At 64.6% G+C, this 13,107-nt stretch carries 10 protein-coding genes; 4 read left to right on the top strand and 6 right to left on the bottom strand.

Annotated features, from left to right (window positions below; all coding sequences use genetic code 11):
* Positions 1–164 precede the first annotated feature (164 nt).
* From J2S71_RS03875 to dnaK, 4 genes are all read right to left on the bottom strand, one after another.
* Positions 165–608 carry a heat shock protein transcriptional repressor HspR gene (locus tag J2S71_RS03875; protein ID WP_307388893.1) on the bottom strand — a complete coding sequence of 148 codons (444 nt, stop codon included), beginning with the start codon at positions 606–608 and terminating at the stop codon, positions 165–167.
* Positions 598–1,566 (bottom strand): DnaJ C-terminal domain-containing protein, encoded by a 969-nt coding sequence (locus J2S71_RS03870; RefSeq protein ID WP_021727465.1) that lies wholly within the window; start codon positions 1,564–1,566, stop codon positions 598–600. The genes J2S71_RS03875 and J2S71_RS03870 overlap by 11 nt, the downstream gene beginning before the upstream one ends.
* 109 nt (positions 1,567–1,675) lie before the next feature.
* A complete protein-coding gene (locus tag J2S71_RS03865; RefSeq protein WP_307388891.1) occupies positions 1,676–2,482 on the bottom strand; it encodes a nucleotide exchange factor GrpE in 807 nt (268 codons plus the stop codon).
* A gap of 83 nt (positions 2,483–2,565) precedes the next feature.
* Positions 2,566–4,482 (bottom strand): molecular chaperone DnaK, encoded by a 1,917-nt coding sequence (dnaK, locus tag J2S71_RS03860; RefSeq protein ID WP_307388889.1) that lies wholly within the window; start codon positions 4,480–4,482, stop codon positions 2,566–2,568.
* 330 nt (positions 4,483–4,812) lie between these two features.
* Here dnaK and yfcE point away from each other — a divergent pair, with 330 nt between their 5' ends.
* Positions 4,813–5,364 (top strand): phosphodiesterase, encoded by a 552-nt coding sequence (yfcE, locus tag J2S71_RS03855; protein ID WP_021727462.1) that lies wholly within the window; start codon positions 4,813–4,815, stop codon positions 5,362–5,364.
* A 20-nt stretch (positions 5,365–5,384) separates the two neighbouring features.
* Here the strand turns inward: yfcE and J2S71_RS03850 are convergent, their stop codons facing one another.
* Together J2S71_RS03850 and J2S71_RS03845 are read right to left on the bottom strand one after the other, a co-directional pair.
* A complete protein-coding gene (locus J2S71_RS03850; protein WP_307388885.1) occupies positions 5,385–6,161 on the bottom strand; it encodes a DeoR/GlpR family DNA-binding transcription regulator in 777 nt (258 codons plus the stop codon).
* 139 nt (positions 6,162–6,300) lie between these two features.
* On the bottom strand, positions 6,301–7,566 hold the full coding sequence (locus tag J2S71_RS03845) for a zinc-binding dehydrogenase (protein ID WP_307388883.1): 1,266 nt from the start codon (positions 7,564–7,566) through the stop codon (positions 6,301–6,303).
* 444 nt (positions 7,567–8,010) lie between these two features.
* Here J2S71_RS03845 and J2S71_RS03840 point away from each other — a divergent pair, with 444 nt between their 5' ends.
* The 3 genes from J2S71_RS03840 to J2S71_RS03830 all read left to right on the top strand — a co-directional run bounded on the left by J2S71_RS03840 (position 8,011) and on the right by J2S71_RS03830 (position 13,096).
* Positions 8,011–9,885 carry a PTS mannitol transporter subunit IICBA gene (locus J2S71_RS03840; protein ID WP_307388881.1) on the top strand — a complete coding sequence of 625 codons (1,875 nt, stop codon included), beginning with the start codon at positions 8,011–8,013 and terminating at the stop codon, positions 9,883–9,885.
* A 232-nt stretch (positions 9,886–10,117) separates the two neighbouring features.
* Entirely contained in the window at positions 10,118–11,962 is a 1,845-nt protein-coding gene (glmS, locus tag J2S71_RS03835; RefSeq protein ID WP_021727359.1) for a glutamine--fructose-6-phosphate transaminase (isomerizing), read from the top strand.
* Between the two features lie 162 nt (positions 11,963–12,124).
* On the top strand, positions 12,125–13,096 hold the full coding sequence (locus J2S71_RS03830; protein WP_021727467.1) for a homoserine O-succinyltransferase: 972 nt from the start codon (positions 12,125–12,127) through the stop codon (positions 13,094–13,096).
* Positions 13,097–13,107: the final 11 nt, after the last annotated feature.

The following is a 13,107-nucleotide window of genomic DNA, read 5'->3' as shown; positions in this document are numbered from 1 at the left end:
CCGCAGGCAGAAGGCCTGCCCCCGTCGGGAGGGACGCCCCCGAGGACCGTTTTGGCCCCAGAAATCGCATACGACCCGCGGGGAGCCTCCGCGCGACTGCATACGACTCGAAGGGGGCCGCCGCGAAAGTGCGAACGACTCCCCCTCCACTCCCCCAGGGAGGGCTACTCGTCGGCGCTGTTGAGCAGCCCTCGCATGACCTGCTCGGGGCTTGCGCCATCGTAGCGGGCCAGCGCCGTGATCCGCTCCCGTATGCGCAGCTCGTGCATCTCGTCCTCAAGCTTGCGCACGCGGGAGCGCAGCCGGTCTATCTCCTGGTCGCGCGCCTCCGCACGCTCGCGCATGTCGAGGATGCGCACGACCCCCGCCAGGTTGATGCCCTCGTCCGTGAGCTTGCTGATGAGATTGAGCCGCTCGATGTCGCCCCGCGAGTACAGGCGCGTGTTGCCCCGCGAACGGCCGGGGTTCACGAGCCCCTTCTGCTCATAGACACGCAGCGTCTGAGGATGCATGCCCGTGAGCTCAGCCGCTACGCTGATCATGTACAGCGGCTTGTCCTTTGAGGCACGGTCGGGGATGCCGGCCCCGTCCTCATCGCTACGCGCCATAGCGATTCACGCCCCTTCTATAGTCACGCTCGTCCTCATCGCGGAGTGCCTGCAGCTCGTCACGCTCCCTTGCGGAAAGCCGCGTGGGAACCTTGACGCGCACCGTCACGTAGAGCGCTCCGGTGCCTCCCGAGTGCTTGACGTCGGGCGCGCCCATGCCACGGAAGCGGAACGTCTTGCCGTCCTGGGTACCGGCGGGAACCTTGAGCAGCAGCTCCCTTCCTGCGGGCGTGGGAATCTGTATGCCCGCGCCCAGCGCCGCCTCGTACATGCTTATGGGCAGCTCCATGCGCACATCCGCGCCATCACGCTTGAAGAGGGGGTGCTCAAGCACGTGCGTGGTGACCACGAGATCGCCACGGGCCCCACCGTTGGCGCCATACTCGCCACGACCACGGTAGCGCAGCTTGCCGCCATCGACGGCTCCCGCCGGAACCTTGACGTTGAGCGACTGTCGCTCCCCCGTGGAGGGGATGGTGAAGGTCACCCTGCGCTGGGTGCCCTTGAAGGCCTCGTCGGCGCTGACCTCGATGGTCATCGTCAGGTCGGAACCCTTCACGGGACGGCTGGTGCGTGCTCCCGCAGCCTGGCCGCCAAAGATCGTGGAGAAGTCGAAGCCCGAGAAGGCACCATCGCCGTTGCGGATACTGTCGAAGATGTCGCCCCAGTCGCCGCCGACGTTGGTGGTGTAGGTATAGCCGCCGCGATTGCGGCCGCCCGAACCGCCGAAGTCGGATCCGGGAATGCCGCCGAACATCAGCAGCTGATCGTATTCCTTACGCTTCTGGGGGTCACTGAGCGTAGTGTACGCCTCGCTGACCTCCTTGAACTTCTGCTCGTCGCCGCCCGCATCCGGATGATACCTGGCCGCGAGCTTGCGAAACGCCTTTTTTATCTGGTCGTCTGTGGCGTCACGCTTCACGCCAAGGACGTCGTAGTAGTTCCTCTTTCCTGCCATGAGGCGAACGCCTCCCTTCTTGCTTGTACGTCGTCCGGCGCCTAGGCCCAGGACAACTCAAAGGGTGCGCCCGAACCACCTCGATCCGGGCACCTGGCAAGCCGTTGCCTTACTCTGCCCCTCCATCGTCGGCAGAACCCTGGGGGCACGCGCCCTCCGCGCCTTCCTCCGGCGCTGCCACCTCGGGCTCGGGGGTGGGTCGCTTGGGGCCGCCGTAGGTGACGATGACCATCGCGCTGCGGATGACCTTGCCCCCCATCCGGTAGCCCTTCTGATACACCTGCTTCACCGTCTCGTCGTAGGCCTCGGTGTCCTCCTCACGGCCCACGGCCTGGTGGATCCTCGGGTCGAAGGCCTCGCCCGTGGGGTCTATGACCTCCACGCCCTCCTTGTTGAGCACGCCATACATCTTGTCGTGAATGGCCTCCACGCCCTCGACGAACTGCATCACGCCGGCGTCGCCCGCATTGTTCTCCTGTGCATGTCCACACGCGCGCTCCATGTCATCCAACACGGGGAGCAGGCTCACCACCAGCCTCTCCGCAGCGCGCTCGCGCTCGGCGAGGCGCTCCTGCGCGGTGCGGCGGCGATAGTTCTCCCAGTCGGCCTGCAGGCGCGCGAGGCGCTCCGTGGAGTCGTCCGCCTGCCTCTTGGCAGCGGCGATCTCATCCGCCACGCCATCAAGCTGCCTCTGGAGTGCGTCGCGCTCAACGACCAGACGCTCTGCCTCCGCCTTGAAATCCTCCTCGGCAGCCTCCTCGCCGGCCTTGATGGCCGCCTCCACGCGGGCTCGCTCCTCGGCATCCTCGTCAGTCGTGGCATCCGTCGCACGGACATCGTCCGTCGTCTCTGCACCAGTGGTGTCAGCCCCTGCCTCCTCGGGCTTGCGCCCGTCATCCTCGATTGGCACGTTCACGTCACCCTCCTCTGCGCCCAAGGGGGCGGCCCCATGAGGGCCGCCCTCCGGTCTCATCTACGAGCCGCGTCTGACCAAGGGCACTACTTGTTATCCTTGTCGTCATCGACGACCTCGTAGTCTGCGTCAACCACATCGTCGGTATTGCCCGTGGCCTGTGCGCCCGAGGCGTCGCCGCTGGCGCCTGATGCCTGGGCGTTGGCGTCGGAGTAGACGATCTCCGCCAGCTTGTGGCCAACCTCCTGGAGCTTCTCGCCCGCGGCCTTGATGGCATCGACGTCGGTGCCGTCAAGCGCCTTCTTTGCCTCGGCCACGGCATCCTCGACCTGCTTCCTCACATCGGCGGGAGCCTTGTCACCCAAGTCCTTGAGCGTCTGCTCGGTGGAGTAGCACAGGCTGTCGGTCTGGTTGCGGACCTCGATCTCGTCCTTGTGCTTCTTGTCCTCCTCGGCATGGGACTCGGCATCCTTCACCATGCGGTCGACCTCGTCGTCCGAGAGGGCTGTGGAGCCGGAGATGGTGATCTGCTGCTGCTTGCCGGTGCCCTTGTCTTTGGCCGTCACCTTCACGATGCCGTTGGCGTCGATGTCGAACGTGACCTCTATCTGGGGCACGCCACGCCGCGCGGCGGGAATGCCGGTGAGGTTGAACTTGCCCAGGCTCTTGTTGTCGGCAGCCATCTCGCGCTCGCCCTGCAGGACGTTGATCTCGACGGACGTCTGGTTGTCGGCGGCCGTGGAGTAGATCTCGGTCTTGCTCGTGGGGATGGTGGTGTTGCGGTCGATCATCTTGGTCATGACGCCGCCCATGGTCTCCACGCCCAAGGAGAGCGGCGTGACGTCGAGCAGCAGGATGCCGGACACGTCGCCCGTGAGGACGCCCGCCTGAACGGCGGCGCCATCGGCCACGACCTCGTCGGGGTTCACGGACATGTTGGGCTGCTTGCCGGTCATCTGCTTCACGAGGTCCTGCACGGCGGGCATACGACTGGAGCCGCCCACGAGAATGACCTCGTTGATGTCGGAGAGCTGCAGGTTGGCGTCGCGAAGCGCGCTGGTGACGGGCGCCTTGCAGCGCTCGAGCAAGTCGCGCGTGATGCGCTCGAACTCGGCACGCGTCAGCGTGTACATGAGGTTCTTGGGGCCATTGGCGTCCATGGCGATGAACGGCAGGTTGACGTCCGCCTGCTGGGCGCTCGAGAGCTCCTTCTTGGCGTTCTCGGCGGCCTCCTTGAGGCGCTGGAGCGCCATGGGATCCTTACGCAGGTCGATGCCATTCTCCTGCTGGAACTTCTCGGCCATCCAGTCTATGACCTTCTGGTCCCAGTCGTCGCCACCCAGGTGGTTGTCGCCGTTGGTGGCGAGCACCTCGATCACGCCGTCCGCGAGATCCAGGATGGAGACGTCGAACGTGCCGCCGCCCAGGTCGAAGACCAGGACCTTCTGCTCCTGGTTCTGCTTGTCCAGGCCATAGGCCAAGGCCGCGGCCGTGGGCTCGTTGACGATGCGCTGCACATTGAGGCCGGCGATCTTGCCGGCATCCTTCGTGGCCTGGCGCTGGGCGTCGTTGAAGTAGGCGGGCACGGTGATGACGGCATCCGTGACGGCCTCGCCCAGGTACTTCTCGGCGTCCGCCTTCATCTTGGAGAGGATCATGGCACTGACCTGCTCGGGCGTGTAGTCCTCACCCTCGATCTCCACCACGGCGCGGCCGCCCGTACCGGGCTTGACCTTGTAGGGCACGGTCTTGAGCTCGGAGCCGACCTCGTCGTAGCGGCGGCCCATGAAGCGCTTGATGGAGAACACGGTGTTCTTCGCGTTGGTGACGGCCTGGTTCTTGGCGGCCTTGCCCACCACGCGGTCGCCATCCTGACGGAAGCCCACGACGGAGGGGGTGGTGCGGTCGCCCTCGGCGTTCACGATGATGGTGGGCTCGCCTCCCTCGAGAACGGCCATCGCAGAGTTGGTGGTGCCAAGGTCGATGCCCAGAATCTTGCTCATGGTGATGTTCCTTTCCCCGCGCTCACGGGAGCCTGGCGCACCCGAAAGCCTTGTTCACACTGGCATACGTTGTTACTTGTTCCCATGCGCTTAGATTCTATACATTATCTAAGTCTCTTTACATGAGATTTAGTGTCATTCGCACTATAAAGCCGATGCGTAAGACGGACGTCCGTCTCGCACCCACCAACCTGGTCGGATGGTGGGCATGGCACCGTGAAAGCGTTTTGTGAGCTTTGCGCGAACCAGGGACAGCGGCGTGCGCACAGTCCTAGAGTGCTCTGTAGGCGAGAACCCTACAGGCACGGGCGGGCGGAGCTGGAGGCATCCATGAGACTGCTCATCGCATCGGACATCCATGGCGCGGCAGACTGGTGTGCCAGGCTCATGAGCGCCATCGAGCGTGAGAGCCCGGATCGCGTGGTGCTGCTCGGCGACCTCCTCTACCACGGTCCGCGCAACGAGCTGCCGGCGGACTATGCGCCCAAGCGCGTGATCGAGATGCTGAGCCCCATTGCCGACCAGGTGATCGCCGTGCGGGGCAACTGTGATGCCGAGGTGGACCAGATGGTGCTGGGCTTCTCCCTCATGTCCGAGAGCACGGCCCTCTATGATCCGGACGCAGACTGCACGCTCTTCCTGACCCATGGGCACGTATGGGGGCCGGGCATCCACAACTCCGTCGACCGCATGCCACCCCTGCCTGCGGGCAGCACCATCGTATACGGCCATACGCACAAGAAGGTGCATGCGAAAAGCGAGGCGCACCCAGGCATCTGGTGCTTCAACCCCGGCTCCGTGGGCATCCCCAAGGATGGCACGCACAGCTATGGCGTGTACGAGGAGGGCACATTCCTCTTCCGTGCCCTTGACAGTGCCTAGCTGGCCATGGGCCTCCGGCGTCAGGGGCGCGCCGAGGCCTGGACGACCTCCACGCCCGCGCTCGCGCAGTCGTCAAGCAGCTCTTGGGAGAGCCCGCCATCGGAGACGATCCTGTCAACTTCCGCCAGCCCACAGATGGGGAAGGTGGTGCGCTTGCCCTCCTTGCTCGAATCCATGAGGACGATGGTCTCGCTGGCACACTTCATGCAGGTGGCCTTGAAGACCGCCTCGTCATCGAGCCCACAGGAGAAGCCACCCCTGCGCTCATAGGCCGTGACGCCCAGAAAGAGCTGGTCAAACGCAAGCATGCGCAGGCTATTGGTTGCTCGCGCCCCCGAGATGCTCATCGAGGCACGATTGAGCTGCCCGCCGATCAGGTAGGTCACGACCTGATTGAGACGGGCGAGTTCGATCGCGACCGTCAGCGAGTTGGTGAAGACGAGCAGGCGCATGTCGGACAGGGCCGCCGCCATGGCCGTGGTGGTGCTGCCCGAATCGACGAATATCGTCGTGTTGGGACGTATGAGCTCGATCGCCTGGCGTGCGATCTCGCCCTTCTGCGCCACGCTGCGAGAGCTGCGGTTTGCCAACAGGTCGTCCGTTCCGATGGCATAGCCCACCGAACGGACCCCGCCGTGCACGCGAATGATGCTGCGCTGCTGGTCGAGCGCCTTGAGGTCGGTTCGCAGGGTCATGTCGCTCACGTCGGGGAAAGCCCTCTTCAACTGCGAGAAGGCAACGCTCCCCTCCTGGTTGACCAGCTCGACGATACGTTCGCGACGCTCGTTCATATCCATGTCCCAAGAACCCCCAGACACGCCCCGTGCGCGACAAAAGCCGCTGCGCCCATGAGCTTCCATGGTAGCGCAGCGGCATGGTCACACCGATGGGATCAGGGCCGACCGCCGAGGTCGCGACCCCCCGGCAGTCCATCGACTAGTCCTGCGCCCAGTTTTCCAGCAGGAAGCGCTCCGCCTCGGGATTCCACAGACCATTGTGCGCCTCGACGAGGTCGGCGAGCCTTCCGTAGCGCCCATCCTCGCCAGCCTTGCCGCGCAGGTCGTCCAGGGCAACGAGGGGCATGTCCATATGGGTGTAGATGAGCTTCTTGCCACCGGGGATCTTGGGAAGGTCGAGCGTGGTCTGAGGCGCCGCGTCCAGGCCGCCGATGTGGGTGACCATGACGGCGGGATCGAGGCGCCCCGCCGCCGTGAGCTCAAGGGACTCGATCTCGTCCGCGGTGTTGCCACCCGTGGTTCCCATGACATGCTGGGAGCCATAGTGAACCTCGTAGAAGTTTATCTCGGCAGAGAACCGCCTGTCGGTGGGCCCGGCAAAGAAGTTGAGGCAGCCGTCGCGGCCCAGGATGAGGCTCGACTGGTTGACGACCTGCCTGACGGGGGCGTAGCAGAGCACGTCATCGTACCCCTTGCCACCCGTGAGGTCACGCAGGGTCCTGACGGGATCCCCGACGACACCCGTGTTCACAAAGTGCAGGTCGATGCCCTCCCGCTCCTTGACGTCGGCAGGCGGGAAGAGCGCCGCCGCACGGTCGAGACGCTCCTGGTCGATGTCGGTCACGGTGACGAGGCCGGGCCTGCGGTCGCAGTGAAGGGCATAGGTGAGCGCCCCGAGGCCCATGGGGCCGGCCCCGGCCATGATGGCAAGGCTGCCCCCCTCGACGATGCCCATGCCATGGGTGTAGACACCCATCTTGGTGTGGTAGGCCGCATGGAAGGCGCCGATCGAGCAGCTCATGGGCTCGGCCAGCGACGCCTGGTAGTAGGCCTCCCCCTCGTAGACGAGGAAGCAGTCCGTGGCAAAGACCTCCTGGGGGATGATGCAGTAGGTGGCATCGCCGCCGCAGAACTCGTAGGAGTAGCCGGGCGAGTCCATGGAACCCTTGTAGTTGATGGCGGGCTGGATCGTGAACTTCTGGCCGGGCCGGTACCTGTCCGCATACTTGGCCCCCACCTTGACGATGTCACCGGCAAACTCGTGACCGGTGATGGCGGGGTGATCCGCCACATCCGCATGGACACGCTTGTGCTCGGTGCCGAGGATGGCCATCTTGTAGGTGGACATGCAGATGGAGTCGGAGACCACCTTGACGAGCATCTCATCGTCCCTGATCTCGGGGAGCTCGAACTCATCTATCCGGATGTCGTTGGCCCCGTGAAGCCGTGCCGCCTTTGCCCTCATTTCCGTTTCCTCCTTGGCTCTTGCCCAGACAGACCGTATGCCGCGCCCTGATGCTTCCGCGCAGCTTGAACAGACCCTGAAACCGGAGACGCACCCTGCGCCCCTCCCTGACGCAGGGTACTTTTGTTTCAAAAGTCATGATTTACGATACCAGGATGCGAGCCTCTGTCAACACCTATTTCAAAAAGTATAACTTTGCTGGAATTTTACCGTTTACGCCCACTAATCTACCGTTCGTGGCGCTCCGGTGCTCCTGTACTTGTACTTTTGTTTCTAAAACAATAGATTCTCTTTCAACAGTATTGGCTTTTGTATAGCAATTCAATGGCGAGGGATGGGACCACCCGCACACACAGGGATTCGGGTGCCGCCCAAGGCACGAGGGTGCCCCAAGCCCCTGGTGGGACAGGGGTCAACGACAGCAGGAGAGGAAAGGAGAGAGGAATGGCAAACGCACGGGAAGGGGTGTCGAAGTTTGGCAAGTTCCTATCGGGGATGGTCATGCCAAACATCGGCGCCTTCATTGCATGGGGCTTTCTGACGGCCCTCTTCATCGAGACGGGATGGATTCCCAACGCCCAGCTGGCAACCATCGTCTCGCCCATGCTCAAGTACCTCATCCCGGTGCTCATCGCCGGGCAGGGTGGCTACGCCATCGCCGGCAGGCGCGGTAGGGTCATCGGGGCCATCGCCGTCTTTGGCGCCATCATGGGCACCGACTACACCATGCTCATGGGCGCCATGCTCATGGGGCCGCTTGCCGGCTGGATCATCAGGAGGTGGGACGCCTGGGCAGCCACCTGGAAGCCCGCGGGCCTCGAGATGCTCGTGGACAACTTCTCGCTTGGCCTCATCGGACTGGCACTCGCCGTCGCCGGCTTCTACGCCATCGGGCCCTTCATGGGCGTCATCCTCGTCATGCTGCAGGCGGGCGTCCAGGTGCTCGTGACCTATGGCCTCATGCCGCTCCTGGCGATCTTCATCGAGCCCGCCAAGGTGCTCTTCCTCAACAACGCCATCGGCAACGGCATCTTCGTCCCCATCGGCACCGAGCAGGTCAAGACGGCCGGCCAGTCCATCATGTTCATGCTCGAGTCAAACCCCGGTCCCGGCGTGGGCATGCTCCTCGCCTATGCCATCCTCTGCCGTGACACGACCACCAAGCAGTCCGCCCCCGGCGCCATCATCATCCAGTTCCTGGGCGGCATCCATGAGATCTACTTCCCCTACGTGCTCATGAACCCCAAGGTCATCATCGGCCCCATCGCCGGCAACCTCGTTGCCATCCTGTTCTCCACCATCTTTGGCCTGGGCCTCGTGGGGCCGGCATCGCCTGGCTCCATCATCGCCTTCGCCTCCATGGCACCCAAGAGCCAGGTGCTGCTCATCATCCTCGACGTCGCCCTGGCCGCGGTCGTGTCGTTCTTCGTGTCCGCCCCCTTCGTCCGCTCGTCCACTGCGAGCATCAGCGATGACGGCAGCGACACCGCGCGGGACGCTGGGGCCACCGAGGTCGTCGTCGATCCCACCGCACGCGCCATGAGCTCCATCTCCAAGATCGTCTTCGCCTGCGATGCGGGCATGGGGTCCTCCGCGATGGGTGCGACGCGCTTCCTCAGGCGCATCAACGCCATCCGTCCCGACATCAAGGTCGAGCATGCCTCCGTGGACGATATTCCCACGGACGCGGACGTCATCGTGTGCCAGAAGATGCTCGCCGAGCGCGCCCGCACGAGCGCCCCTGTGACCGCCCAGTTCGTGGTCATCGGCAACTTCCTCAACGACCCCGCGCTCGACGCCCTGCAGACACAGCTCACCACCAACTACCAGATGCAGCATGCCGCCGTGGCCGCCACGAACGCCGCCTCCGCTGCCATCGAACGCTCCTCGGAGACCGACGCCTGGACGATCACCGCAGACGACATCGTCCTCGGCAACGCCTCCACCGATCGCGAGAGCGCCATCCGCGCCTGCGGGAAGCTCCTCGTGGACCGTGGCTACGTCAGCGAGGACTACGTCGACGCCATGGTCGAGCGCGACCATGAGGTCAGCGTCTACATTGGCAACGGCATCGCCATCCCCCACGGCACCAACGAGGCGAAGAGGCACGTGCAAAGGACGGGCGTGGTCGCCCTGCAGTATCCCGACGGCATCGACTTCGATGGCGAGAGGGCCTACGTCCTCTTTGGCATCGCCGGCAAGGGGGACGAGCACCTGCAGGTGCTCGCAAAGATAGCCGACGCCCTCTCCGACGAGGCGCAGGCCGACAAGCTCCGCCAGATCGCAAGCACAGACGAGTTCCTCAGGGTGCTCGGATAGGCACGCCCCTGCAGGTCCCACAGGCAGAGGGAGGGTTGGCCCGGTGCCCGCTCGGGCGCCGGGCCTCCCGTCAAGGCCGTCGTCTCGTCGATTCCCCTTGATTGTCGTCGTCGGCTGCGGAGGAGGCCTTATCATGAAGGCACACTGATGCGCGTGGGGCTGGCATGGCAGGCCGCTGCCATGGCCCCTCGGTGCCATGAGCCGTGGATGCGTAACCTATAGGAGGACGAACATGTGTGGTGTCGTTGGGTACACGGGAAAGAACCAGGCGGTCACATGGCTGCTTGACGGCCTCCAGACGCTCGAGTACCGGGGCTATGACTCGGCGGGCGTGGCCATCCTCTCCCCTGCCGGGAACCTCCATGTCGTCAAGTGCGCCGGACGCGTGGCCACGCTGCGCGACCGGTGCGAGTCCGCCAACCTCGTGGGGACCTGTGGCATCGGCCACACCCGCTGGGCCACCCATGGCGCCCCCTCAGATCGCAACGCCCACCCGCACACCAGCTGCGACGGCAAGATCGCCGTGGTGCACAACGGCATCATCGAGAACTTCGAGGAGCTCCGCGCCCAGCTCATAGCCGAGGGCCATGAGTTCAAGAGCGACACGGACACCGAGGTCGTGGCGCACCTCTTCGAGGACGCCTGGAACGGTCCGGCCAAGGGCGACATGGTGCTCGCGCTGCGCAACACGACCGCTCGTCTCGAGGGCGCCTGGGCGCTCGCCGTCACCTGCGCCGACATGCCCGGCACGATCGTCGTCACCCGCAAGGGGTCGCCACTCGTCGTGGCCACCACCGACGACGGCGCCTACGCCGCCTCCGACGTCATGCCCCTGGCCAGCGTGACGAACGAGGTCATCCAGCTCGACGACGATGACATCGCCCTGCTCTCTGAGGACGGCACCGTCCAGATCACCAACGCCCAAGGCGAGCCCGTGCGCGAGGTAGACACCCTCGGCATCGACTGGGACGCGTCGGCAGCCACGCTCGGCGGGTACTCCGACTTCATGGAAAAGGAGATCTCCGAGCAGCCCGAGGCCATCGCCCGTCTCCTGCAGGGACGCCTCAGCGAGCATGGCATCGAGATGGACGAGCTCGCCATGGGCAACCGGGAGATGTCGGCCATCGACCGCATCTACGTCATTGCCTGTGGCACGTCCTACAACGTGGGACTCATCGCAAAGAGCATGATCGAGCACTGGGCCCGGGTCTTCGTCTCCGTTGAGTACGCGTCCGAGTTCAACTACTCCGACGTCCTGATCACCGACCACACGCTCTGCCTCATCATCACGCAGTCCGGCGAGACGGCGGACACCCTGGCGGCCGCCCGACGCCTCAAGGCCATGGGCTGCCGCACCTTCGCCGTCACGAACGTGCTGGGCTCCAGCGCCGCACGCGAGTCCGACGGCACCATCTACGTGCAGGCTGGCCCCGAGGTCGCCGTCGCCTCGACCAAGGCCTACACGGCTCAGATGGTCGCCTGTGCCCTCTTTGCCCTCAGGCTCGGCCTTGCCAACGGTTCGCTGGAGCTGCCCGAGGTCGAGGACGTGTACCACGAGCTCGAGCGCGTGCCCGACCTCATCCGCGAGGTCTTCGGCCGCAGCTGGCAGGACAAGCAGGCCGTGCGCATCTTCAGGGGCGCCCAGTCGGCGCTCTACCTGGGCCGTGGCACCAACTCCACGACCGCCTACGAGGGTGCCCTCAAGATGAAGGAGATCGCCTACGTCCATGCCGAGGCCTACCCCGCCGGGGAGATGAAGCATGGTCCCATCGCCCTGCTCGAGACCGGCTTCCCCGTCCTTGCCATCGTGCCGGCCGACCACGTCCATGACAAGACCGTCTCCAACATCCAGGAGTCCATCGCCCGTGGGGCAACCGTCGTGGCGCTCGCCACCGATGGCGACGAGCAGGTTGCCAAGATGTGCGAGCACGTGCTGTGGGTACCGCCCATGAACGAGTACCTCGTGCCCATCGTTGCGGTCGTCCACCTGCAGATGCTTGCGCGCTTCGTGGCCAAGGCCAAGGGGCTCGACGTTGACAAGCCACGCAACCTTGCGAAGAGCGTGACCGTGGAATAGGACGCAGCGCGCGACGCTCGGCCCCACCAGAGCGACTCCAGAAGGCGGACGGGGCCTTGTGCCGTGCCACCCGCGGGCCCGTCGATGGAAACGCATCGACGGCGAGGCACCTGCGGTCGGGTATCCTTGATGGGTGTCACACGCAAGAGACCGGAGCCATTCATGCCCATCAACATTCCGGATGGCCTGCCCGCCAAGCAGACCCTGCATCAGGAGCGCATCTTCGCGCTTGAGGAGGAGGCTGCCGACCGGCAGGAGATCAGGCCGCTCGACGTGGTCATCCTCAACCTCATGCCCACCAAGGTGGAGACCGAGACGCAGATCCTGCGCCTCATCTCCAAGTCACCCCTGCAGGTGGACTGCGACTTCATGCGCGTCTCCACCCACGAGGCAACGCACGTCTCGCATGACCACCTGGTAAAGTTCTACGACACCTTTGAGAGGTACCAGGACAAGAACTACGACGGCATGATCATCACGGGCGCGCCCCTGGAACAGCTGCCCTTCGATGACGTGGACTACTGGGACGAGCTCTGCGAGATCATCGACTGGTCGCAGGGGCACGTACTCTCCACCATGTACCTGTGCTGGGGGGCGTTCGCCGGCCTCTGGCACTTGTATGGCATCCCCGTGCGCCAGCTTCCCTCCAAGCTCTTTGGCGTGTTCCAGCAGCGCCTCTGCGATGAGTACAACTTCCTCACCAACGGGTTTGACGAGGTGCATAACGTGCCCCACTCACGCCATGCCGCCATCGACACGTCCATGCTCGCCCAGCACCCCGAGCTCCATGTGCTCTCCGAGAGCTTCAAGACCGGTCCGTCCATCCTGGCCACGCGCGACTTCCACGAGGTCTATGTGACCGGCCACCTCGAGTATGGGCGCGACACGTTGGCCAAGGAGTTCTGGCGCGACTTTCGCAAGGGTCTGCCCATTCGCGTACCTGAGAACTACTTCCCTGGCGATGATCCCGAGAGGCAGCCGCCCTTCACCTGGCGGGCACATGCCAACCTGCTGTATCGCAACTGGCTCAACTGGGTGTATCAGATGACGCCCTATGAGCGCGAACGCATCCCCAAGGAGATCGCCTCCCTGCGCGCGGACTCCGACGGCATGGTCGACAAGTTCGAGGGATAGCGCGCCGGGCG

The sequence above is a fragment of the Olsenella profusa DSM 13989 genome (genome assembly GCF_030811115.1).
GTDB classification, from domain to species: Bacteria; Actinomycetota; Coriobacteriia; order Coriobacteriales; family Atopobiaceae; genus Olsenella_F; species Olsenella_F profusa.
This window is presented reverse-complemented; position numbering and strand designations above follow the sequence as displayed.

What these genes read in the sequence shown, in the direction of transcription:
- J2S71_RS03875 (WP_307388893.1), bottom strand. Translation starts at nt 608, where the DNA reads ATGGCGCGTAGCGATGAGGACGGGGCCGGCATCCCCGACCGTGCCTCA.
- J2S71_RS03870 (WP_021727465.1), bottom strand. Translation starts at nt 1,566, where the DNA reads ATGGCAGGAAAGAGGAACTACTACGACGTCCTTGGCGTGAAGCGTGAC.
- dnaK (WP_307388889.1), bottom strand. Translation starts at nt 4,482, where the DNA reads ATGAGCAAGATTCTGGGCATCGACCTTGGCACCACCAACTCTGCGATG.
- yfcE (WP_021727462.1), top strand. Translation starts at nt 4,813, where the DNA reads ATGAGACTGCTCATCGCATCGGACATCCATGGCGCGGCAGACTGGTGT.
- J2S71_RS03850 (WP_307388885.1), bottom strand. Translation starts at nt 6,161, where the DNA reads ATGGATATGAACGAGCGTCGCGAACGTATCGTCGAGCTGGTCAACCAG.
- J2S71_RS03845 (WP_307388883.1), bottom strand. Translation starts at nt 7,566, where the DNA reads ATGAGGGCAAAGGCGGCACGGCTTCACGGGGCCAACGACATCCGGATA.
- J2S71_RS03840 (WP_307388881.1), top strand. Translation starts at nt 8,011, where the DNA reads ATGGCAAACGCACGGGAAGGGGTGTCGAAGTTTGGCAAGTTCCTATCG.
- glmS (WP_021727359.1), top strand. Translation starts at nt 10,118, where the DNA reads ATGTGTGGTGTCGTTGGGTACACGGGAAAGAACCAGGCGGTCACATGG.
- J2S71_RS03830 (WP_021727467.1), top strand. Translation starts at nt 12,125, where the DNA reads ATGCCCATCAACATTCCGGATGGCCTGCCCGCCAAGCAGACCCTGCAT.